The 24,927-nt window shown below is 49.4% G+C and carries 19 protein-coding genes; all 19 read left to right on the top strand.

Annotation, left to right across the window (positions count from 1 at the left end; genetic code table 11):
• Positions 1-69 precede the first annotated feature (69 nt).
• Positions 70-3,123: a glycoside hydrolase family 2 TIM barrel-domain containing protein gene (locus DWW13_RS04175; RefSeq protein WP_118719383.1), complete on the top strand. Its 3,054-nt coding sequence runs from the start codon at positions 70-72 to the stop codon at positions 3,121-3,123.
• Between the two features lie 201 nt (positions 3,124-3,324).
• Positions 3,325-3,933 (top strand): hydrolase, encoded by a 609-nt coding sequence (locus DWW13_RS04170; protein ID WP_118719381.1) that lies wholly within the window; start codon positions 3,325-3,327, stop codon positions 3,931-3,933.
• A 222-nt stretch (positions 3,934-4,155) separates the two neighbouring features.
• The gene (locus DWW13_RS04165) at positions 4,156-4,488 is read left to right on the top strand and encodes a helix-turn-helix domain-containing protein (RefSeq protein WP_070103703.1); all 333 of its coding nucleotides are present in this window, start codon (positions 4,156-4,158) and stop codon (positions 4,486-4,488) included.
• A 141-nt stretch (positions 4,489-4,629) separates the two neighbouring features.
• Positions 4,630-4,764, top strand: a complete 135-nt coding sequence (locus DWW13_RS19720; protein ID WP_256359690.1) for a hypothetical protein — start codon at positions 4,630-4,632, stop codon at positions 4,762-4,764.
• 75 nt (positions 4,765-4,839) lie between these two features.
• Positions 4,840-5,289 carry a hypothetical protein gene (locus DWW13_RS04160; RefSeq protein ID WP_172680781.1) on the top strand — a complete coding sequence of 150 codons (450 nt, stop codon included), beginning with the start codon at positions 4,840-4,842 and terminating at the stop codon, positions 5,287-5,289.
• Positions 5,290-5,684: 395 nt separating this feature from the next.
• A complete protein-coding gene (gene thrS, locus DWW13_RS04155) occupies positions 5,685-7,622 on the top strand; it encodes a threonine--tRNA ligase (RefSeq protein WP_118659297.1) in 1,938 nt (645 codons plus the stop codon).
• A gap of 294 nt (positions 7,623-7,916) precedes the next feature.
• Positions 7,917-8,240, top strand: a complete 324-nt coding sequence (locus DWW13_RS04150) for a DUF1540 domain-containing protein (protein ID WP_118719379.1) — start codon at positions 7,917-7,919, stop codon at positions 8,238-8,240.
• A 308-nt stretch (positions 8,241-8,548) separates the two neighbouring features.
• Positions 8,549-9,043 carry a translation initiation factor IF-3 gene (infC, locus tag DWW13_RS04145; RefSeq protein ID WP_022461743.1) on the top strand — a complete coding sequence of 165 codons (495 nt, stop codon included), beginning with the start codon at positions 8,549-8,551 and terminating at the stop codon, positions 9,041-9,043.
• Between the two features lie 35 nt (positions 9,044-9,078).
• Complete coding sequence (gene rpmI / locus DWW13_RS04140) at positions 9,079-9,276, top strand: 50S ribosomal protein L35 (RefSeq protein WP_022461742.1); 198 nt, start codon at positions 9,079-9,081, stop codon at positions 9,274-9,276.
• 49 nt (positions 9,277-9,325) lie between these two features.
• Positions 9,326-9,682 (top strand): 50S ribosomal protein L20, encoded by a 357-nt coding sequence (gene rplT / locus DWW13_RS04135; RefSeq protein WP_022461741.1) that lies wholly within the window; start codon positions 9,326-9,328, stop codon positions 9,680-9,682.
• 95 nt (positions 9,683-9,777) lie between these two features.
• A complete protein-coding gene (locus DWW13_RS04130; protein WP_118719377.1) occupies positions 9,778-10,929 on the top strand; it encodes a DUF362 domain-containing protein in 1,152 nt (383 codons plus the stop codon).
• Between the two features lie 89 nt (positions 10,930-11,018).
• Positions 11,019-11,456 carry a GatB/YqeY domain-containing protein gene (locus DWW13_RS04125; RefSeq protein WP_055221697.1) on the top strand — a complete coding sequence of 146 codons (438 nt, stop codon included), beginning with the start codon at positions 11,019-11,021 and terminating at the stop codon, positions 11,454-11,456.
• On the top strand, positions 11,453-13,267 hold the full coding sequence (locus DWW13_RS04120; RefSeq protein WP_118719375.1) for an ABC-F family ATP-binding cassette domain-containing protein: 1,815 nt from the start codon (positions 11,453-11,455) through the stop codon (positions 13,265-13,267). The genes DWW13_RS04125 and DWW13_RS04120 overlap by 4 nt, the downstream gene beginning before the upstream one ends.
• A gap of 306 nt (positions 13,268-13,573) precedes the next feature.
• Positions 13,574-17,122, top strand: coding sequence for a pyruvate:ferredoxin (flavodoxin) oxidoreductase (nifJ, locus tag DWW13_RS04110; protein ID WP_118719373.1), 3,549 nt, complete (start codon positions 13,574-13,576; stop codon positions 17,120-17,122).
• Between the two features lie 221 nt (positions 17,123-17,343).
• On the top strand, positions 17,344-18,645 hold the full coding sequence (locus DWW13_RS04105) for a putative ABC transporter permease (protein ID WP_118719371.1): 1,302 nt from the start codon (positions 17,344-17,346) through the stop codon (positions 18,643-18,645).
• 102 nt (positions 18,646-18,747) lie between these two features.
• Positions 18,748-19,713, top strand: coding sequence for an SseB family protein (locus DWW13_RS04100; RefSeq protein WP_158579747.1), 966 nt, complete (start codon positions 18,748-18,750; stop codon positions 19,711-19,713).
• Positions 19,714-19,816: 103 nt separating this feature from the next.
• The gene (locus tag DWW13_RS04095; protein ID WP_118719367.1) at positions 19,817-22,732 is read left to right on the top strand and encodes an insulinase family protein; all 2,916 of its coding nucleotides are present in this window, start codon (positions 19,817-19,819) and stop codon (positions 22,730-22,732) included.
• A 19-nt stretch (positions 22,733-22,751) separates the two neighbouring features.
• Complete coding sequence (gene era / locus DWW13_RS04090) at positions 22,752-23,669, top strand: GTPase Era (protein ID WP_118719365.1); 918 nt, start codon at positions 22,752-22,754, stop codon at positions 23,667-23,669.
• A 100-nt stretch (positions 23,670-23,769) separates the two neighbouring features.
• Positions 23,770-24,513, top strand: a complete 744-nt coding sequence (gene recO / locus DWW13_RS04085) for a DNA repair protein RecO (protein ID WP_118719363.1) — start codon at positions 23,770-23,772, stop codon at positions 24,511-24,513.
• The last annotated feature ends 414 nt before the right edge of the window (positions 24,514-24,927 follow it).

The following is a 24,927-nucleotide window of genomic DNA, read 5'->3' as shown; positions in this document are numbered from 1 at the left end:
ACCGGGACCGCGTGTGTTTCGGTGCCGATATTGGAAACAAAAGACAGAATAAGGAGGACTTAAAAAGAGATGATTGTTCCAAAATATTTCGAAGATTTCGATCACCTGCATGTGAATACCATGCCGAACCGTGCCTACTACATTCCGGCATCCCGCCGCATGGAGGATCTGGTGGAGAACCGGGAGGCGTCGGACCGCTTTTTTCTGCTTTCCGGCGACTGGAAATTCCGCTATTTTACCAGTGTTTACGATGTAAAAGAGGAGTTTTTCGCAGAAGGATACGACACTTCTGTATTCGAGACGATTCCGGTGCCGTCCGTCTGGCAGAATTATGGCCATGACCACCATCAGTATACGAACGTCCGCTACCCGTTCCCGGTGGATCCGCCGTATGTGCCGTATGAGAACCCGTGCGGTGCGTACGTGAGAACGTTCGAGTGGAAAAAACAGGAGGAAGCACCGAGGGCATTCCTGAATTTTGAGGGCGTGGATTCCTGTTTCTACGTGTGGATGAACGGCAGCTTCGTCGGCTACAGCCAGGTGTCTCATTCTACGAGTGAATTTGATGTAACAGACTTCTTAAAAGATGGCACCAACACCATCGCCGTACTGGTGCTGAAATGGTGCGATGGAAGCTATCTCGAGGATCAGGACAAATTCCGCATGAGCGGCATTTTCCGCGATGTCTATCTGCTTGCAAGACCAGAAAAAGGCATCCGCGATTACTTTGTAAAGGCAGCGCCGGACGCATCGTACCAGAATGGAGAAGTTTCGATTGCGATTACCTGGAATGACGGGGAACCGCAGGAAGGAACGGCAAAGCTGTTTGATACAGAAAATCATCTTGTGGCAGAGGCAGCGTTTGGCGGCGATACGGTTCAGATGCATGTAAAAGATGCACATCTGTGGAATGCCGAGGAGCCGTATCTGTATACGCTGGTGCTGGAGACGGCGGGTGAGGTGATCACTGATCATGTCGGCATCCGTGAGATCCACGCGAAGGACGGTGTGCTGTACCTGAACGGCGTGAAGATCAAATTCCACGGAACAAACCGCCACGACAGCGATCCGGTGACGGGATTTGCAATCAGCCTTGCACAGATCAAAAAAGATCTGAAGGTAATGAAAGAGCACAACATCAATGCGATCCGGACCAGCCATTACCCGAATGCGCCGTACTGTTATCAGCTTTATGACCGTCTCGGTTTTTATGTCATCGATGAGGCGGACAATGAGAGCCACGGCACAGAGGAAATTTATGCGAATTACACGAGCTGGGAAGAGTATGCGAAGAACTGGAATAAACTAATTGCGAACAATCCGGTATTTACCGAGGCAACCGTAGACCGCACACAGCGTTGCGTAGAGCGCGATAAAAACCGCCCGAGCGTTGTCATCTGGTCGATGGGAAATGAGTGCGCATACGGCTGTACCTTCGAGGCGGCCTTAAAGTGGACGAAGGAATTTGATCCGACGCGTCTGACGCACTATGAGTCGGCACGGTATGTGGATGATCCGAAGAAATACGATTACAGCAACCTCGACCTCTACAGCCGCATGTATCCATCACTCGAGGAGATCAAAAAAGAGCTGGTGGAGTACGGGGATAAGCCGTATATCATGTGCGAATACTGCCATGCGATGGGCAACGGCCCGGGAGATCTTGAAGATTACTTTGAACTGATCCACAGCGAGGAGAAGATGTGCGGCGGCTTTATCTGGGAGTGGTGCGACCACGCGATTGATATGGGAAAAACGATCGAGGGAAAGAAGATGTACGCGTACGGCGGCGACCACAACGAGTATCCGCACGACGGCAACTTCTGCATGGACGGACTTGTTTATCCGGACCGCACACCGCATACGGGGCTGATGGAATTTAAAAACGTGTATCGTCCGGTGCGCGTGACGGGATATGATGCCGAAAAGGGTACACTGACCATCAAAAACTATATGAATTTTGTGAATCTGAAAGATTACGCTGTGCTCGGCTATGAGGTGCTTGTGGACGGCGAAGTGACGGAGAGCGGCAAGATTACAGATGAAGCACTGCTGGAGCTTGCGGCAGGCTGTGAGAAGACGATTCCGCTTGCCATTTCCGTGCCGGAGCAGGGAAAATGTGCGCTGAAGGTTACCTGGTATCAGAAACAGGCCACTGAGGTGCTGCCGGAGCAGTTCGAACTGGGATTTGAAGAAGTTCCGGTGAAAACGAAAGATAATCAGAACCGGAAGGCAAAAGAGATGATGAAGCGCCCGGAGGGAACGGCTTCGTTTGGATGGAAAGAGGACGATCATTATCTGACGGTATCGACGGAACAGTTCAGCTATACCTATAATAAGTTCACCGGCCTGTTCGAGGAAATGTGCTATGCCAACCAGAATCTGCTCGACCGCCCGATGGAGCTGAACATCTGGCGTGCGCCGACAGACAATGACCGCAATATCAAGAATACCTGGATGCGTGCGCAGTATGACCGCACCGTGACGCGGGCGTATGAGACAACGGCAAAAGAAGAAAACGGCTGCGTGGAGATCGAGACAAGCTATTCGATTTCGTCTCCGGCTCTGCAGCGGATCCTTGCAGGTGTGATCAAATGGACAATTTACAGCGACGGAACGACCGATGTCCATGTAGAAGCAAAGAAAGACCCGGTATTCCCGGTTCTGCCGCGTTTTGGCCTGCGCCTGTTCCTGCCGGAATCGTTTGCAGAACTGACCTACTGCGGCCTCGGCCCGGTGGAGAGCTACGTGGATAAGCACCAGGCAAGCTATCACGGCGTTTTCCACAGCACACCGGCAGAACAGCAGGAAGACTATATCCGCCCGCAGGAGAACGGCAGCCACTACGACTGCGATTATGCAAGTCTTGCCAGTGATCGTGCGGTATTGACGGCAGTGGGCGAGAAAACCTTCTCATTCCAGGCATCTATTTACACGCAGGAGGAGCTGACCGCGAAAGCCCACAACTATGAGCTTCGGCCGTGCGGAAGCACTGTTTTCTGCATCGACTACCGCCAGGCCGGGATCGGATCGGCAAGCTGCGGACCGATGCTGCTGGAAAAATATCAGCTGAAAGAAACCGAAATCAGCTTCGATGTGCGGCTGAAACCGGAACTGCTGTAAAGTGTAGAATTTGAAAAATAAGAAAAGCGCTGTGCCCTCTCTCTGAAAGGTGAGGGAACGGCGCCTTTTTATATGATGTACAAAAAAAGTCTTGATAAACCTATTGAATTGCTATGAATATAGGATTATAATGGACGAAATTATAATTCAAATCCAATCAAGATGATTCTGGAAAGAGAAAAGGGAAGGAGAAAATCAAGCATGAGTGAAATTACAAGAGATGAGGCATTTGCTTTATTAAAAAAATACAACAAAGATCCCTTCCATATTCAGCATGCGCTTACCGTAGAGGCCGTGATGAAATGGTATGCAAGAGAGCTTGGCTATGGGGCAGAAGAGGAGCACTGGGGTATTGTCGGACTGCTGCATGACATTGATTTTGAGCTGTATCCGGCAGAGCACTGCCTGAAAGCACCAGAGCTTCTGCGGGAAGGCGGCGTGTCGGAAGATATCATTCATGGTGTCGTTTCCCATGGCTGCGGCATTACCATTGAGTGCGGCATCACACTGGATGTGGAGCCGGTGCATGAGATGGAAAAAGTTCTGTTTGCAGCAGATGAGCTGACGGGACTGATCTGGGCAGCTGCGCTGATGCGGCCTTCGAAGAGCACAAAAGACATGGAACTGAAATCCTTAAAGAAGAAATATAAGAGCAAAGGCTTTGCAGCAGGATGTTCGAGAGAGGTCATTGAGAGGGGCGCCGATCAGCTTGGCTGGCCGCTGGAAAAATTACTGACTATGACCCTGCAGGCAATGGCCGACAGCGAGGATGAGATCAACCGGGAAGTGGAAGCGGAACAGAACGCATAAAAACAGTCTGAGTTTCGGTGTAAAAACGGGAACTCAGGCTGTTTTTTTGCATGGCGCATCTTTTCCCAGGCATTACCATTTCTTTTTTTGTTAGATCGCAAGAAGAAAATACGGAATCCGCACAGGGCAGGAAGAGGCGTTTTTTCAGCATTGGAGGAAGTGACGGACAGGGAATTTTGTGATATAGTAAAACAAAATCTGAGTGAAAAGGTGAAATACAAAATGATCAGTGAAAAAATTTTTGAATTAATTCTTCGAAACGGGGTGACCCAGAAAGAATTCTCTGAAGAAACCGGAATTTCACAGAGCACCATCAGCGACTGGAAAAGAAAGGGGACGAATCCGTCGGCGGATAAGATACTGAAAATCTGCGAAGTGCTGAAGGTTACGCCGTATGAGCTTTTAGGAGAAAATGAGATCGAACGGAAAGCAGTGGATCTCGAAATGTGCGCGGCAAACACAGAGGAGAAAATGATTCTGGAAGGCTTTCGTAATTTGCCCGACAGAAAAAAGGAACGAATTCTGGGATATCTGGCGGCATTGCAGGAGGAATAAAAGGATGCAGAAACCATCTGTGCATATCCTGGCCTCTCAGATGAGGAAAATATTTCAAAAATCTGAGATTTTCTATCGCGAATCTCTCTTAGGAGTGATAAAATAAACCATAATACGTTCGGCAGAAAGAGGGAATCGAGTATGAAATATGCCTACAAAAACGGAAAAATTTTAAACGGAACGAAAGAGATGCAGGTCCAGACCGGTCTTACGATCCTGACGGAGGGAGAAAACATCACGGCGATTGTCCCGGAAGAATCGACCATCCGCAGGTAAAACGTAATCCGGTCGTGACGGCGGAGCTGGATAAATTTCTGGTGGATTAAAAACAGGATGGAGAAGACAAACAAGATGGAAGAAACGAAAGAAACACAGGAAAGCTTACAGCGAAAAAGAGAACAGGCCCTGCAGCGGCTCCGCAAGGAGCGGACAGAAGAAGCCCTATGGGACTGTGTTACTGCGTATCAGGATTTTGAGTTCCATACGTATTCCGGTCTGCCGTATTCCTACCATATGAAATACGGCAGAAGCGGCACCTATACAAAAGAGCTCTGGATCAACCGCAGAGAAAAAAGCAAAAGTCTTGTCTGGAGCTCCGTCCGGAGTGCATATCAGAAAGTGCTGGAATTACAGCAGGAGAGCGAAAGACCGGTTGTCGAGCGCCCGAAAGCGCTGGGCGATATCCGTGGAATCACGTATATTTACGGCATCTTTTACGAGTTTGCCCTGCTGGAAATGCCGGAAAAAGCAAAAGAAAAAATTGCTCTGCAGACAGCAGGACAAAAATCGCCGGAAAAATAAATTTTTCGCCCATGCAGGTCTTGACAACCACGCATTGGGTGATATAATCTAAAACTATCGGGAGCCAAAAAGCACCGAACACAAAAAACAAAGCGTAGAAGAGACGAGTAAATCATAGTGAATGTGACAGAGAGAAACCCCGTTTTGTGGTGCAAGGGTTTTAACAGGAACGTGATCGAAGACCAGCTCTGAGCGGCCCCAATCCGGCCCGGTGATTCCGTTATCGTCAAATGAAGTGGTTTGAAAAAACAAAATGGGTGGAACCGCGGTGAATGAAAATACATCGTCCCTTTTGACAGCATAAGCGTGTCAGAAGGGACTTTTTTGTTGCTGTAAAAAGTATAAAAATTCTGAAACACGCTTGCGAAAAATATACAAAGAAAGAGGTAAAGCAAATGATCATCACACTGAAAGATGGAAGTACCAAAGAGTACTCCGAACCGAAATCCATCATTGAGATCGCAGCAGACATCAGCGAAGGCCTTGCAAGAATGGCCTGTGCAGGTGAAGTAAACGGTGAAGTAGAAGATCTTCGTACCGTCATCGACAAGGACTGCAATCTTTCCATTCTGACCTTCAACGATGAAGGCGGAAAAGCAGCATTCCGTCACACCACATCCCATATCATGGCACAGGCAATCAAGAGACTGTACCCGGAGACCAAGCTTGCAATCGGACCGTCCATCGCAGACGGATTCTACTACGATGTAGACAGAGATACTCCACTCACCAGCGAAGACCTTGAAAAAATCGAAGCAGAAATGAAGAAAATTGTAAAAGAGGATCTGAAACTGGAGCGCTTCGAACTGCCGAGAGCAGAAGCCATCGCCTTCATGAAAGAAAAAGAAGAGCCATATAAAGTAGAACTGATCGAAGATCTGCCGGAAGACGCAGTCATCAGCTTCTATCGCCAGGGCGAATTCACGGACCTGTGCGCAGGCCCTCATCTGATGAGCACAAAGCCGGTCAAAGCCTTCAAACTGACCAGCCTTGCAGGCGCATACTGGAGAGGCAGCGAGAAAAACAAGATGCTGCAGAGAATCTACGGAACTGCATTCACAAAGAAAGCAGAGCTTGAAGAGTACCTCCACATGATCGAGGAAGCAAAGAAGCGTGACCACAGAAAACTCGGAAAAGAGCTCGGCCTGTTTATGATGAGTGAGGACGGCCCGGGATTCCCGTTCTTCCTTCCAAAAGGAATGGATCTGAAAAATGCGCTGATGGATTACTGGCGTGAAATCCACAGAAAAGCAGGATACGTAGAAATCTCCACTCCGATCATCCTGAACCGTCGCCTGTGGGAGACCTCCGGTCATTGGGATCACTACAAAGAAAACATGTATACCACCGTCATCGACGAGGAAGATTATGCAATCAAACCTATGAACTGCCCAGGCGGCGTTCTCGTTTACAAGTCCGAGCCTCGTTCCTACCGTGATCTGCCGCTGCGTCTGGCAGAGGTTGGTCTGGTACATCGTCATGAGAAATCCGGCCAGCTGCACGGCCTGATGCGTGTACGCTGTTTCAACCAGGACGATGCCCATATTTTCATGACACCGGAGCAGATCAAAGATGAAATCAAAGGCGTTGCAAACCTGATTGACCAGGTTTACAAATTGTTCGGATTCAAATATCACGTAGAGCTGTCCACCCGTCCGGAAGACAGCATGGGAAGCGATGAGGACTGGGAGGTTGCAACCGAAGGCCTCCGCGGCGCACTCGATGACCTTGGCCTTGACTATGTAGTCAACGAAGGCGACGGCGCATTCTATGGCCCGAAGATCGACTTCCATCTGGAAGACTCCATCGGAAGAACGTGGCAGTGCGGTACGATCCAGCTTGACTTCCAGCTGCCGCAGAGATTCGAACTGGAATACACAGGAGCAGACGGCGAGAAACATCGTCCGATTATGATCCACCGTGTTGTTTACGGTTCTGTTGAGCGTTTCATCGGTATCCTGATCGAGCACTTTGCAGGCGCATTCCCAACCTGGCTTGCACCGGTACAGGTAAAGGTTCTGCCAATCTCCGACAAATACGCAGATTACGGCAAGAAGGTTCTGGACGCCCTTCACGAGGCAGGCATCCGCGCAGAGATGGATACCCGTTCCGAGAAGATCGGATATAAGATCCGTGAGGCACAGGGACAGAAGATTCCATACATGCTGATCGCCGGAGCAAAAGAGGAAGAGGCAGGTCTTGTATCTGTCAGAAGCCGTTTTGCAGGTGATGAAGGCCAGAGAAGCCTGGAGCAGTTTATCGCAGATATCAAAGAAGAAATCGCAAGCCGCGTTAACCGCCCGGTTACTGTTGAAACAAAAGAAAATAAATAAGGTAGGTGTCAAAAAAATTGACACCTATGATACCAGATTGCTCCGTACTTCGTACTCCCGCAATCTTCAAAACATTCGTACTCCGCTCATTTTTCTTCGAAAAATGGCTACTTACTCATGTTTTGGCGTGTCCAAAATTTAAAAATCCTCGTGCAAGCTTTGCTTGCACGAGGATTTCCAAACTTTGGACACTGGTATTATCAAATAAATAAAGCATAAAAAATTACCTCTTGGAAATAATGGTTTCTATGCGGGCGAAACCGCAGAAAACTAAATTTCAGGAGGTAATTTATTATGCCAGCATTAAGTTGTTCCGCTATGACCTGTGTTTACAACCAGAACGAGCTCTGTTCCAAAGGAGATATCCGCGTAGGCGGAAGCGAAGCCAAAAGCCCCATGGAAACGTGCTGCGAGAGCTTCAAGGAGCGCGGTGAGGGCACGATGTCCAACTCCACCGGCTGCGGCTGTACGAAAATCGGTGTCGACTGCAAGGCGCAGAACTGTACCTTTAACGACAACTGTAAATGCGAAGCCGGAGACATCCATATCGCCGGAGACAGCGCATGCAGCTGCCAGGAAACCGAGTGCAGCTCCTTCCGCTGTAGCTGCGGGAGATAAATACGAAAAAATGCGAAAATCAGTATTGACAACAGGATGGGAGAGTGCTATACTGCAATAGTCTGAGAAAAAGAAAGTAGAGTATCCACTCTCACCCTAGCGCAAACACGCGACTACGGTCCAATATTGATCTTAAGTTCTCTTTGTGTAGAGATTTATGTACAATGTTAAGTGGATAGTCTGTCTATCCACTTTTCTTGCGTTATCAGTCAAATCCGGTCCGGTGAGCCGAGTTTGATTTCGTTACACCGCAAAAGCGGGAACACAGTCTTTTATAATGATGGAGGTGCACTACAATTAGCGAATTAATGATTAATGAGCAGATCAGAGACAGAGAAATTCGTCTGATCGGTCAGAACGGAGAACAGCTTGGAATTATGTCTGCCAGAGATGCGTACCTGAAAGCACAGGAAGCAGGTCTGGATCTTGTGAAAATTGCTCCGACAGCGAAACCGCCGGTTTGCAAAATTATCGACTACGGAAAGTACAGATATGAACTGGCCCGCAAGGAAAAAGAAGCAAAGAAAAAACAGAAAACAATTGAAATCAAGGAAGTTCGCCTTTCTCCAAACATTGACACCAATGATCTTAATACCAAAGTAGGTGCAGCCCGCAAGTTCATTACAAAGGGAGACAAAGTAAAAGTAACACTTCGTTTCCGCGGCCGTGAGATGGCACATATGAACAGCAGCAAATACATCCTCGATGAATTTGCAGAGAGTCTGTCCGATATTGCAACGGTTGACAAAGCGCCGAAGGTGGAAGGCAGAAGCATGACCATGTTTTTGACGGCTAAACGTTAAAATACATTTGAATCAATATCAAGGAGGAAATTAAAATGCCAAAGGTAAAAACAAGCAGAGCAGCTGCAAAGCGTTTTAAAACAACAGGAACAGGAAAATTAGTAAGAAATAAAGCTTACAAGAGCCATATCTTAACCAAGAAATCTCAGAAGAGAAAAAGAAACCTGAGAAAACAGACTACTGTTGATGCAACAAACGTAAAGAACATGAAGAAAATCTTACCTTACATGTAATTTTTGCAAGGTAGAGTTACGCCCAACAGATCAAGGAGGAAAATAAGAAATGGCAAGAATTAAAGGCGGCATGAACGCTAAGAAAAAACATAACAGAGTATTAAAACTGGCTAAAGGTTACAGAGGAGCCAGAAGCAAACAGTATAGAGTAGCAAAACAGTCCGTAATGCGCGCACTGACCAGCTCCTACGCAGGAAGAAAACAGAAAAAACGTCAGTTCCGTCAGCTGTGGATCGCTCGTATCAACGCAGCAGCAAGAATGAACGGTCTGTCCTATAGTAAATTTATGTATGGTCTGAAACTGGCAGGCGTTGAGCTGAACCGTAAAGTTCTGGCTGACATGGCAGTTAACGATGCAGAAGGATTTGCAACACTGGCTGAGCTTGCAAAAAGCAAAGTAGCATAAGTAAAAACATATTCTGTGTGAATATACGAAGAAGCTGTGAGAACCGGTAAGGGGATCGCAGCTTCTTTTGAAATATAGAAAAACATGAGGTGAATATGGAAAAAAGCAAAGTGGCAGTGGTTGCCTGTCCCGACTATGAGCCGGCGCGCGTAAAGGAAAGCCTGCAAAAGGGATTGGAAGCAATTGGCGGCCTGGAATCTCTGGTCGGAAAAGAAGAGAATATCTTATTAAAACCGAACCTCGTCCGCTCCGCAAAACGCGAACGCGCCGTCGTGACCGACCCGGAAGTTATGGATGCCCTGATCACGATTTTGCAGGAAAATGGCTATGAGAATATTTCCTGCGGCGATTCCTGCGGCCTTGGCACCCCGGAGGGCATTGCAAAGGAAGCCGGGCTGAAAGAGGTGCTGGAAAAACACAACGTTCCGCTGAAAGATTTCCTTACGAGCGAGCGCGTAGAAACCGCCGATGGTAAATTTCTGATGATTGCGAAAGATGCACTCGACTGCGACGCCCTCATCAGTGTCAGCAAAATGAAAACCCACGCGCTGGAACGCATCACCGGAGCTGTCAAGAACCAGTACGGCTGCATCAGCGGCGTCTACAAAAAACTCGGCCACACGCAGTATCCGAACGCTGAGAGCTTCGCGCACATGCTGATCGAGCTGAACCAGAAAGTCGCCCCGCGCCTCTATATCTGCGACGGCATCGTAACAATGGAAGGCAATGGTCCGACTTCCGGCGACCCGGTTTCGATGGGAGTTCTTCTTATGTCCACCGATCCGATTGCACTGGATACCGTGTTCTGCCATCTGGTGAACCTCGATCCGTCGTATGTGCCGACAAATCTCTACGGGGAAACGCTCGGCCTTGGAACGTGGCACGACGACCGCATCGAAATCGTGACAGCGGATGGCACCATATCCGAGAAAGAACTGAAAAGAAAGTACGGAAATCCAAACTTCAACGTCGACCGCCGCAAAGCCCGCAAAAAAGGAGCCCTCGACCTGCTCGAGATCCTCGGGGTCTTCCAGAGCCGCCCCTATATCATAGAAGAAAAATGTAAAAAATGCGGCGTCTGCGTCGAGAGCTGCCCGGTGGAAGGGAAAGCCGTCCGTTTTGATAACGGCCGCAGAAATCCGCCGGTCTACGATTATAAAAAGTGCATCCGCTGTTTCTGCTGTCAGGAAATGTGCCCGCATCAGGCAATCCAGGTAAAGAAACACCGTCTGCCGTGGGGAAAATAAGGGAGCTATCCTACAAAGTGACTGGAAAAGCAAAAAGAGAAGTGTTATACTTGAAACCGGACAAAATTTAGTACAGGAGGAACAACACCATGGAATTAGAAACTTTAAGAAGTGATATGATAGCAGCAATGAAAGCCAAAGACAAAGCGAGAAAAGAGGCCATCTCTTCCCTGATCTCCGCAGCAAAGAAAGTAGCCATCGACGAGGGCTGCCGCGATGACATCAAACCGGAGCTGGTAGACCGCGTCATCTTAAAAGAGCTGAAGACCGTAAAAGAGCAGATCGATACCTGCCCGGCATCCCGTGAGGACTTAAAAGCAGAGTATCAGTTCCGCTATGACGTCATCAGCGAGTATGCACCGAAACAGATGAGTGCAGACGAAGTCAAAGCCTACATCCAGGAGAAATTCGCAGACGTTCTGGCAACCAAGAACAAAGGTGCCATCATGAAGGCCGTTATGGCAGATATGAAAGGTAAAGCAGACGGAAAAGTCATCAACCAGACCGTTGCAGAACTGTGCAAATGAATATCATCAACATCGAACACATCAGCAAACTGTTCGGCGATAAACTGATTTTTGACGATGCTTCCTTCGGCCTGCAGGAGGGCGACAAGGTCGGCATCGTCGGAATCAACGGAACCGGAAAATCCACGCTGCTGCGCATGGCAGCAGGAGAGGAGACCCCGGATTCTGGCCAGATTATCCGCCAGAACAACCTCAAAATGGCCTATCTTCCGCAGACACCGGAATTTCCAAAGGATGCCACCGTGCTGTCCTACGCCCTTTCCGGTGATGAGGAGGACTGGCAGGTGCAGAGCAACCTTGTACAGCTCGGTATCACCGAATACGACGCAAAACTCGACACCCTCTCGGGCGGCCAGCGCCGCAAGGTTGCCCTGGCAAAAGTGCTTGCGTCCGATTTTGACGTCCTGATCCTCGACGAGCCGACAAACCATCTCGACAATGCGATGCTCTCCTGGCTCGAGGATTACCTGAAAAATTACCGCGGAACCGTCTTTATGGTCACCCATGACCGTTATTTCCTGGATAAAGTGTCGAACCGCATCCTCGAAATCAGCCACGGAAAAATGTACAGCTACGATTCCAACTATTCCCGTTTTCTGGAACTGAAAGCTGAGCGCGAGGAGATGGAACTCGCCTCTGAACGGAAACGCCAGAGCATCCTGCGCATGGAACTCGAATGGGCGAAACGCGGCTGCCGCGCAAGAAGCACAAAACAGCGCGCCAGACTCGAACGTCTCGAAGTACTCAAAAATGGCACGGCACCGACCGCAGACGCTGTCGTGGAGATGGATGCTGTCGAGACCCGCATGGGAAAGAAAACGATTGAATTCCATAACGTCAGCAAAGCCTTCGGCGATAAAACGCTGATGAAAGATTTCGAATATATCTTCCTGCGGAACCAGAGTGTCGGCATCATTGGCTCGAACGGCTGCGGAAAATCCACAATGCTGCGGATGATCACCGGAGAAGTCCTGCCGGATGCGGGAACCATCGAAATCGGCGACACGATCCGCATCGGCTATCTGGCACAGGAAGAGCCGGACATGGATACGAATCAGCGCGTGATCGACTACGTGAAAGATATCGCTGAGTATGTCCAGACCCGTGACGGCCGCATCAGCGCATCGCAGATGCTTGAACGCTTCCTGTTCACACCGGATATGCAGTACACCCCGATTTCCAAACTCTCCGGAGGCGAAAAACGGAGACTGTATCTCTTATCCGTCTTAGTGAGCGGCGCCAATGTTCTGATCCTCGACGAGCCGTCCAACAACGTTGATATCCCGACCCTGACCGTGCTTGAGGATTTCCTGAACACGTTCGTCGGCATCGTCATCACCGTTTCCCACGACCGCTATTTCCTGGATAACGTCGTGGACCGCATCTTCGAATTCGACGGAAACGGAAATCTTCTGCAGTACGAGGGCGGCTACACCGATTACCTCGAAGCAAAAGAACGCCGTTTCGGCGGAAGTGCGGAAGAAACGGCAAAAGCAGCGCCGTCCAAAACGTCCGCGGACGAACCTGCAAAGTCAAAGAACAATGACTGGAAGCAGAACCGTCCGACCCGCCTGAAATTTACGTTCAAAGAACAGCGCGAGTACGAGACCATCGATGACGATATCGCCGTACTCGAGGAAAAGATTGCATCGCTTGACGATCAGATGCTCAAAAACGCCACCAACTCTGCAAAGCTCGCCGAACTGATGGCGGAAAAAGAGAAGACCGAAGCTGCTCTGGAAGAAAAAACCGAGAGATGGGTTTATCTCACCGACCTCGCAGAACAGATTGAGGCGCAGAATCAGAAATAAAAGAAGCAAAGGAACTGTCCGCAGAAGAGAAAAAAATATGCGGGCCGTTCCTTCTTTTTTTTATCGAGAAATTCGACGCGGAATTACCAGAAGTTGTAAAAAACTTGTATTTTTCCCTGAACACCCACAGAAAATCTGGACAGAATGCCCAATCGGTGTTATAATTCAAACACTGGACATAGTGGCATTGCCATGCCCTTATCCGGGTTTTTCGAAGCGCGGAGGCAACCGAAACCCGGCAGAACACCAACCTGAGAAAAGCCAAAGTAATTTTTGGTCATCATTTTTTAAGGAGGATAAAATCAAATGGCTAGAAAGATGAAAACCATGGATGGTAACCAGGCTGCAGCACATGCGTCTTATGCGTATACCGACGTAGCAGCTATTTACCCAATTACCCCTTCATCCGTTATGGCGGAGCATACCGATGAGTGGGCAACCCAGGGAAGAAAGAACATTTTCGGACAGGAAGTTCAGGTAACTGAGATGCAGTCTGAGGCAGGAGCAGCAGGTGCAGTACACGGATCACTGGCAGCCGGAGCTCTTACTACAACCTACACCGCATCCCAGGGACTTCTTCTGATGATCCCGAACCTTTATAAAATTGCCGGCGAGCAGCTCCCGGGCGTATTCAACGTATCCGCTCGTGCCCTTGCAAGCCACGCACTTTCCATCTTCGGAGATCATTCAGACGTTTACGCCTGTCGTCAGACCGGAGTCGCAATGCTCTGCGAATCCAGCGTACAGGAGGTTATGGACCTGACACCGGTTGCACACTGTGCAGCACTGAAAGGCAAAGTTCCATTCATCAACTTCTTCGACGGATTCCGTACCTCCCACGAGATTCAGAAAATCGAGACATGGGATTACGAAGATCTGAAAGACATGGTAGATATGGATGCAGTAGATGCATTCCGTAAACATGCCCTGAACCCGAACCATCCGTGCCAGAGAGGATCCGCACAGAACCCGGATATCTTCTTCCAGGCAAGAGAAGCATGTAACCCGTACTATGATGCTCTTCCGGCAATCGTACAGGAGTACATGGACAAAGTAAACGAGAAAATCGGAACCGATTACAAACTGTTCAACTATTATGGAGCAGCAGACGCTGAGCACGTAATCATCGCTATGGGTTCTGTCTGCGATACCATCGAGGAGACCATCGATTACCTCGTAGCAGCAGGCAAGAAAGTCGGCGTTGTAAAGGTACGTCTGTACCGTCCGTTCTCCGCAGAAGCACTCATCAATGCAATTCCGGAGACTGTAAAACAGATTTCCGTTCTGGACAGAACAAAAGAGCCGGGATCTCTTGGCGAGCCTCTGTACCTGGACGTAGTAGCAGCATTAAAAGGCAGCAAATTCGAGAGCACACCAGTATTCACAGGCCGTTACGGACTTGGTTCCAAGGACACCACACCGGCTCAGATCGTTGCTGTATATGAAAATACAGAGAAACAGAGATTTACCATTGGTATCGTAGACGATGTTACCAATCTGTCTCTGCCGGTTGGCGCTCCTCTGGTAACAACTCCGGAAGGAACCATCAACTGCAAATTCTGGGGACTTGGCGCAGACGGTACCGTAGGTGCAAACAAGAACTCCATCAAGATCATCGGTGACAACACAGACATGTACGCTCAGGCTTACTTCGATTATGACTCCAAGAAGTCCGGCGGTGTAACGATGTCTCACCTGCGTTTCGGAAAGAAACCGATCAAATCCACCTACCTGATCCACAAAGCAAACTTTGTTGCATGCCACAATCCTTCCTATGTGAACAAATATCACATGGTAGAGGAGCTGGTAGACGGAGGAACCTTCCTTCTGAACTGTCCATGGGATGAAGCAGGACTGGAAGAGCATCTGCCAGGTCAGGTAAAAGCATTCATCGCAAACCATAACATCAAATTCTATGTGATCGACGGCGTTAAGATCGGTATCGAGACCGGCATGGGACCGACCCGTATCAACACCATTCTTCAGTCTGCATTCTTCAAGCTTGCGAAGATCATTCCGGAAGAAAAAGCCATCGAACTCATGAAAGCAGCAGCAAAAGCTACCTATGGCCGTAAAGGTGATGATGTCGTAGCAAAGAACTGGGCAGCTATCGATGAGGGTGCAAAACAGATCAAAGAAGTTGCAGTTCCGGAAAGCTGGAAAAATGCAGAAGATGAAGGTCTGACCACAACTCATGCAGAGAGCGGCCGCGCTGATGCTGTTAAATTCGTAAATACCATCCAGGCAAAAGTAACTTCCCAGGAAGGAAACAACCTGCCTGTATCCGCATTTGCAGACTACGTAGACGGAACAACTCCGTCCGGCACATCCGCATACGAGAAACGTGGTATCGCCGTAAACGTACCTGTATGGAATCCGGAAAACTGTATCCAGTGTAACAGATGTTCCTTCGTCTGCCCGCACGCTGTTATCCGTCCGGTTGCCATGACCGCAGAAGAAGCAGCAGCAGCTCCAGAAGACATCCAGACCATGCCGATGACCGGTATGCCGGACTACACCTTCACAATGGCTATTTCCCAGCTTGACTGTACCGGATGTGGTTCCTGTGCAAACGTATGCCCGGGCAAGAAGGGTGTGAAAGCACTGGCTATGGAAAGCCTTGCAGCACACGAAGCAGAGCAGAAATACTTCGATTATGCAGCAGCTCTTCCAGAGAAGACAGACGTTGTAGCAAAATTCAAAGAGAATACCGTAAAGGGCAGCCAGTTCAAGAAACCGCTGCTTGAGTTCTCCGGCGCATGCGCAGGCTGCGGCGAGACTCCTTACGCAAAACTGATCACCCAGCTGTTCGGTGACAGAATGTACATCGCAAACGCAACAGGATGCTCCTCTATCTGGGGTAACTCCTCACCGTCCACTCCTTACACTGTAAACGAGAAAGGACAGGGCCCGGCATGGTCCAACTCCCTGTTCGAGGATAACGCAGAGTTCGGTTATGGTATGCTTCTCGCTCAGAAAGCAATCCGCGGCGGCCTGAAAGCCAAAGTTGAGGATGTTATGAATTCCGAGAAAGCTCCGGAAGAAGTAAAAGCAGCATGCAAAGAGTATCTGGATACCTTTGACTGCGGCGCTACCAACGGAACTGCAACCGAGAAACTTGTAGAAGCAATCAAAGACGCTGACTGCGACGTTTGCAGAGACATCGTTAAGAACAAAGACTTCCTCGCTAAGAAATCCCAGTGGATCTTCGGTGGTGACGGATGGGCTTACGATATCGGATTCGGCGGCGTAGACCACGTACTTGCCAGCGGAAAAGATATCAACGTAATGGTGTTCGATACCGAGGTTTACTCCAACACAGGCGGACAGTCCTCCAAAGCTACTCCGACCGGTGCAGTTGCACAGTTCGCAGCAGGCGGTAAAGAAACCAAGAAGAAAGATATGGCAAGCATCGCAATGAGCTATGGCTATGTATACGTAGCACAGATCGCTATGGGCGCTGATTACAATCAGGCAGTCAAAGCAATCGCAGAGGCAGAGGCATATCCGGGACCATCCCTCATTATCGCTTACGCTCCATGTATCAACCATGGTATCAAGAAAGGTATGAGCAAAGCACAGACCGAGGAGCAGCTCGCTGTTCAGACCGGATACTGGCATTGCTTCCGCTTCAACCCGGCACTCGCGGCAGAAGGCAAGAGCGCATTCACACTGGATTCCAAGGCTCCGTCAGGAGATTATCAGGAATTCCTGAACGGCGAGGTACGTTACAACTCTCTGAAACGTGCAAACCCGGCGAAAGCAGAAAGACTGTTCGGCAAGAACGAGCAGGAAGCAAAAGACCGTTACACTTACCTGAACAAACTCGTAAAACTGTACGGCTCAGAAGAGTAATTCTTTCGTTCAGATTACTCCGAACCTGTAACATAAACGCTCAGGCGGTACGTATTGCCGCCGCCTGAGAAAAGAAAGAGGCCATGCCCCAAAAGGGTGTGGCTTCTTTTTGTGAACTTTTCCTTTTTCCATTGAAAAGGTTCTGCTTTTGCATGTTCTATGCTATAATGTCATAAAAACGGGGTTACAAGCCCGATATGAACAAAGAAAAGGAGATTTTGATGAACTACACAATCTACGACTACCTCGGGCTGTTCTTCCTTTATGCCTTTCTTGGATGGCTTCTGGAAACGACAGTGGCGGCTGTTCGGAAAAAACACATGGTAAACAGAGGCTTTCTGAATGGCCCGCTGTGTGCCATCTACGGAATCACGGCTGTTTTCATGACCCGCTACCTGTACGAACTGCAGTCCAGCCCGGTCTTTCTGTTTCTCGGCTGTATGATCATCGCCACCGCCGCCGAATGGATCGCAGGCCACGTCCTGGAACGGATCGGCCACGGCAAATGGTGGGATTATTCCAACAAAAAATGGAACATGGACGGCTACATCTGCCTCCAGTATTCCGTTCTCTGGGGAATCCTTGGTGTCCTTGCCCTGAAATTCGGCAACATCCTTGGCCTTACCCTCCTCCATCTTGCCCCAAACGGCGTAATGCACATCACCCTGTGGATCCTGTTCGGAGTCCTCGTCGTCGATGCCATCGGTTCTTACGCCGTCCTGCGCCACATCACCAAAAAGATGCCGCGCATCGCCGCCATGAACGACCAGATCGACGCCTTCACCAAACGGCTTTCCGTCCGCCTGTACCGCTACCTGGAAGCTCGTGTCGAGCGCGCCTACCCGTCGGTACAGCCTATACCGAAACAGAAAGAAAAATCCGAAGTCTTCGCCGAGGGCTGCAGTTTCTACAAAATCATCCTGCTGTTCATCATCGGCGCCTTCTTAGGTGATATCGTAGAAACCATCTTCTGCCGCATCACCGCCGGTGTCTGGATGAGCCGCAGCAGCCTTGTCTGGGGTCCGTTCAGCATCGTCTGGGGCCTCGCCATCGCCCTCGCCACCTGGTTCCTCTATAATTACAGAAACCGCTCCGATGGCTTTTTATTCGCCTTCGGAACCTTCCTCGGCGGTGCCTACGAATACCTCTGTAGCGTTTTCACCGAAATCGTCTTCGGAAAAGTTTTCTGGGACTACAGCGACATTCCCTTCAACCTCGGCGGCCGCATCAACCTCCTGTACTGCTTCTTCTGGGGAATCGCCGCCGTCGTATGGCTGAAAAAACTCTACCCCCTGTTCTCCAAATGGATCGAAATAATCCCCCTGAAACAGGGTCCCATCATCACCTGGATACTGATCATCTTCATGCTCGCCAACATCCTCGTCTCCACCCTGGCCCTCACCCGCTACGACCAGCGTGCCCACAACGAGCCAGCAGCAAACGCCATAGAGCAGCTCATTGATGAACGTTTTCCAGACAGCCGGATGGAAAAAATCTATCCGAACGCAAAAATGGCGAGCTGAAGCAATAAACCTTTGGCAACCCATCAAAAGTATGATATAATGTCACATAGATATTTTGAGGATAAACCGTCCTCTAAGAGCGAAGAAAGGACTCAACCACAAATGACAGTAGACAACAGCTTCACCATGAAGAAATTCCAGAGCATGGAAATCATCTATGTGACCTTTTCCCAGATCACAAAACTCCCATACGTAGAGTGCGATCCGGAAACCTTTGATGATCAGGTATACATGTTTACCGAAGAAGAAGCAGCCAAGGAGTTTGCAAAATCCTATGTAGAAAAGAACACCCCGCTGCTCACCGTAAAAGTCCTGCGCAAGCAGATGCCGAACTTCTATATGGGCCTCTACGCCGAAGGCGTCAATATGGTCATCTTCCACGAAGGCGACCAGACCCGCCGCATCGAGCTCGAGCAGATCTTCCCGAAACCAGACATGGAGAAAATGAACAAACAGCACCTCCCGGTTCTGAACCCGGGCGTACAGCTCACCGTCGTATACTTTCTGCAGGAACTCAGAAAACCAAACCAGAGAAGAGACGACGCCGAGCGCATGCAGCACCTGCGTGAACTCGAAGAAGAAATGCTTGTCAACCTGATGCGAAGCAAATTCATCCTTGCCATCGACATCTCCCAGGTACAGGGCGAATTCGATCCGGCCAACCCGGGACCAGACGTGCGCATCCCGTACATCAAAAACCAGAACGAAGACATCTTCCAGCCGCTGTTTTCCGATATCGGTGAATTCCAGAAATTCCGTCCGGATCCGCAGGCAAAACTCCGTCTGGCAGCCATCCCGTTTCAGCACCTTCTGCCGTACCTGATGAAACAGGCCAAAGGCTTCGTCATCAACCCGTCCGGCTTCAACCTTCTGTTGACCAGAGAACAGCTCCAGAGAATCATGGGAGCCCAGGCACAGAGCGTCCGCCCGAACCTTGAGGCAATGATGGCACAGGCCGCTGCAGCACAGGCACAGAAAAATGCACAGAACAACGCTGCAAACGACGAAGTAAAAGAACACGTCAACGAGACAGAGAACACCGCAGCAGAAAACGACAACGAAGAATAAAACCGACAGGGCCGCAGAAAATCCCAGCAAACGGGCACTGCGGTCCGTTTTTGACTGCATAAAACCGGAAATAATAAAGAAAAACAAGAAAGGATATATAAAAATGAACGCAGAACATTGCAAAGCCTATACCCTGCTGCAGGAACAGCAGATTGACGATATCCATGCACACGGCTACCTCCTCCGCCACAACAAGAGCGGTGCCCGCGTGCTCCTTCTCGAAAACGAAGATGACAACAAAGTCTTCAACATCGCGTTCCGTACCCCGCCGGCCGACAGCACCGGCGTAGCCCACATCCTCGAGCACAGCGTCCTCTGCGGCTCCCGCGAATTCCCGTTAAAGGATCCCTTCGTAGAACTCGTCAAAGGATCCCTGAACACCTTCTTAAATGCTATGACCTACCCGGATAAAACCATGTACCCGGTAGCCAGCACCAACGATGCCGACTTCCAGAACCTGATGCATGTCTACATGGACGCCGTATTCTACCCAAACATTTACAAACACGATGAAATCTTCCGTCAGGAAGGCTGGAGCTATCATCTGGAAAGCGAAGACGGCCCGCTGACCTACAACGGTGTTGTATACAACGAGATGAAAGGAGCCTTCTCCTCCGCAGACGATGTCCTGGAGCGTGAAACCTTCAACACCCTGTTCCCGGACACTCCGTACGGCGTAGAATCCGGCGGAGATCCGTCCTGCATCCCGAACCTGACCTACGAAAACTTCCTGAATTTCCATCAGACCTATTACCATCCGTCCAACAGCTATATCTACCTGTACGGAAACATGGATATGGAAGAAAAACTGGCATGGATGGATGAAAAATACCTGTCCCATTTTAATGCAAAAGAAGTAAAATCCGAAATTCCGTATCAGAAACCATTTGCAGAGACCCTCGACATTGTACACGAGTACCCGGTACTCGACGGCGATCCGCTTGAAAACAATGCGTACCTGTCCTACAACATGGTCATCGGCAGCGGTCTGGATGTAAAATTAAACGTGGCATTTTCTGTTCTGGAGTATGCACTCCTTGACGCACCGGGAGCCCCGGTCAAACAGGCACTCCTTGACGCACACATCGGAAAAGATGTTTACGGCTCCTACGAGGACGGCATCCTGCAGCCATTCTTCTCCATCGTAGCCAAGAACGCCGATGAAAATGAGAAAGAAAAATTCCTGTCCATCATCCGCGGCACCCTCAAGGATATCGTGAAAAACGGCATGGATCAGAAAGCCATCGAGGCAGGCATCAACTATTTCGAATTCCGTTTCCGTGAGGCGGACTTCTCCAGCTTCCCGAAGGGCCTGATGTACGGCATTGACGTCTTCGACAGCTGGCTGTACGACGAGAACAAACCGTTCGCCTACCTGCAGCAGCTTGCGATCTACGATGAGCTGAAAAAACTGGCAAAAGAAGGCTATTTCGAAAACCTGATCCAGACGTATCTGCTGGACAACACCCATGCCTCCATCGTGACCCTCATTCCAAAGACCGGTCTTGCCGCAGAAAATGATGCAAAGACCGCAGAAAAACTGCAGAAATACAAAGAGAGCCTGTCAAAAGAAGAGATCGAGAAAATCATTGCTGACACCAAAGAGCTGGCAGCATATCAGGAAGAAGAGGAGAGCGAGGAAGCACTCGAGACGATTCCGCTCCTGAAACGAAGCGATATCAAACGTGAGTCTGTCAAACTTTACAATGACGAGCATGAAGTCGATGGAACGACGGTTCTTCATCACAACGTATTCACGAACGGCATCGGTTACTTAAGCTTGCTGTTTGATACGAAAAATGTGCCGAACGATCTGATCCCGTACATGGGCGTATTAAAATCCGTTCTCGGCTATGTGGACACCGAACACTACACCTACGGCGAACTGTTCAACGAGATCAATGCACAGACCGGCGGCATCAACTGCGGACTGCAGGTATTCCGCATTCCGGAAAATGATGACGACTGCCGCAGAATGTTCGGCATCCGCGCGAAATTCCTGTACGACAAACTGGATTTCGTCATGAAAATGATCGAGGAAATCCTGAACACCTCCCGCCTGGATGACGAGAAACGTCTTCACGAGATCATCTCCAGCATGAAATCCGGCCTGCAGAACCGCCTGTCTTCCGCCGGAAATGCAACGGCTGTGATGCGTGCAGCTTCCTATTACTCCCCGATGAGCAATTTCCAGGACCGCATCGCAGGCATCGGCTTCTACCAGCTCTTAAAAGATCTGGACGAGAACTTCGATGAGAAAAAAGCAGAACTGATTAAAAATCTGCAGACCCTGATGAAATACATCTTCCGCAAAGAGAATCTGACCGTCTCCTATACAGCAGACGAGACAGGCTACGCACCGCTGGAAGAAAAAATCGCAGCATTCAAAGAGAATCTGTACACCGACGAAGTGGAGCCGGGCAGCATTGTGTATGACTTTGAACAGAAAAACGAAGCCTTCCAGACCTCCGGCCAGGTACAGTACGTGGCACTCTGTGGAAACTTCGAGCGCGAAGGCTACGACTACACAGGAGCCCTGCGCATCCTGCGTGTCATGCTGAGCTATGACTATCTGTGGATCAACATCCGTGTCAAAGGCGGCGCTTACGGCTGCGGCGGAGCTTTCGGAAGAGGCGGAAACGCGTGCATTTCTTCCTACCGTGACCCGAACGTCGGAAGAACCCTTGAAGTATACCGCGGTATCGGCGATTACGTGCGCAATTTCGAAGCAGACGAGCGCCAGATGACCAAATACATCATCGGAACGATCAGCGAACTCGACGTCCCGATGAACCCGTCCGCAAAAGGCCAGACCTCCGAGAGCGCATGGTTCAACGGCATCACCGAAGCAGACTTCCAGCAGGAGAGAGATCAGATCCTCGATGCAACCCTGGATGACATTCATGCACTGGCAGACCTTGTAGATGCAGCCTTAAAACAGAACAACATCTGCGTTGTCGGAAGCGAAGCAGCCATTCAGAAAGAGAAAGAACTGTTTAAGAACGTAGAGAACTTATAAATGAGGAGAAGAGACAGCAATGGAAAACAATGCAAATTATAAATCCGGCTTTGTAGCCCTGATCGGCCGTCCGAACGTGGGAAAATCCACGCTGATGAACCACCTGATCGGACAGAAGATTGCGATTACATCCAAGAAACCGCAGACCACCCGCAACCGCATCCAGACCGTTTATACGTGTGACGAGGGACAGATCGTGTTCCTCGACACACCGGGTATCCACAAGGCGAAAAATAAGCTCGGCGAGTACATGGTCGATGTAGCTGAGAAAACGTTAAAAGAAGTCGATGTGATTCTCTGGCTGGTAGAGCCGAGCAACTTCATCGGAGCAGGAGAGCGCCATATCGCAGAGATCCTGGAGAAAGTCAATGCGCCGGTCATCCTCATTATCAACAAGACCGATACCGTGGAGAAAGACAAAATCCTGGAATTCATCGATACGTACCGCAAGCTGTTCCAGTTTGCCGAGATCATTCCGTGCTCGGCACTCCGCCATCAGAACACCGATGACATCATTCCGAGCATCTTCAAATATCTGCCGTACGGCCCGCAGTTCTACGATGAGGACACCATCACCGATCAGCCGATGCGCCAGATCGTGGCTGAGATCATCCGCGAGAAAGCACTGTACGCCTTAAGCGAAGAGATCCCGCACGGCATCGCCGTTGTGATCGACCAGATGAAAGACCGCCCGAACGGAAAAATCGTTGATATTGATGCGACCATCATCTGCGAGCGCGATTCCCACAAGGGCATCATCATCGGAAAACAGGGCGCGATGCTCAAGAAGATCGGAAGCAACGCGCGGTATGAGCTGGAGCAGATGCTGGAGCAGAAGGTCAACCTGAAGCTCTGGGTAAAAGTTAAAAAAGATTGGAGAGACAGCGATTTCCTGGTGAAGAACTTTGGGTATGATAAGAAAAAGCTGGAGCTCTAGGATCTTGATTTCAAAACGCTTTCAAATACGTGCAGCGAGTGAATTTCAGAAAAAACAGTAAAAGCAGTAAAAAAACAACGGAAGAAGGGGGAGAGAAGGCATGCGGGAGCCGATTATAGTCAGTGGAATGGTATTAGCCGCCTCGCCGGTCGGAGAGTATGACAAGCGCGTCGTGATCCTGACCCGTGAGCTTGGGAAAATCACCGCCTTCGCGCGCGGTGCCCGCCGCATGAAAAGCCCACTGATGGCTGTCTCCAACCCATTCGTCTTTGGTGAATTTCAGGTTTACGAGGGACGGGACAGCTACACCCTTTCCGGCGCAAACGTCAAAGAATACTTTCTCGACCTCGCCCAGATGCAGCCCGGTGTCTACTACGGTTTCTATTTCCTTGAGCTGGCAGAATATTTCAGCCAGGAAGGAAACGATGAAACCCAGATGCTGAATCTTCTGTACGTGACCATGAACGCCATACGCCGGGGCAGGCAGGATCTCCGCCTGATCCGGTGTATTTTTGAACTGCGCACGATCACAATCAATGGAGAAGCGCCGCAGATGTTCTCCTGCATGGAGTGCGGCACAAAAGAAAACCTGACCGTTTTCTCACTGCGAGACAGCGCCATCTACTGTCCGAACTGCGGAAAAACCATCAAAGATCCGTGGCCGCTGCAGCCCGCTACTGTGCTGGCATGCCGCTATATCATCGCATCACCGACGGAAAAGCTGTATGGATTCACAGTAAACGAGGATATTCTGGACGAGCTGGAGCGGCTGCTGCGCGCTTATCTGCATCGCTATGTGGAAAAGAAAATGAAAACCCTTCAAATCCTGGATGTTATGAAATAATGCGGTAATATAGAAAGATGTTTGGGTCAAAAGGTTTTTTGAGCTTTTGACTCTGGTAATATATAAACAAAATATGAAAAAAATATATACAAAATTGTTGCAACCCCCTTTACAAACAAATGGAGATGAACTAAAATATTTAAGATAAAGAAATTATCTCGTATTTATCACAGATAAGTAACTGCCAATGCATGGAAGCCAAATACAGAACTGATTTTTGACAGAATGGTAACATAAAAACAAATAATCAATACAGAAATTACAAAAAATGATAACGATTCAGAGCCATGCGAAATGAAAGAAAAATTGCGAATCATGTTTGCACGAAGGAGCGGTTTTTCAGGAATTTTATATGGCGAGAAGCAACATTGAGATGCTGCGTAAGCAGAATCGAGATTGGGTTCTGAGTACTTA

The sequence above is a fragment of the Blautia sp. AF14-40 genome, assembly GCF_003479665.1.
Lineage (GTDB): Bacteria > Bacillota > Clostridia > Lachnospirales > Lachnospiraceae > Fusicatenibacter > Fusicatenibacter saccharivorans.
The sequence above is the reverse complement of the archived record's forward strand: the minus strand, read 5'-3'. Positions and strand labels throughout refer to the sequence as shown.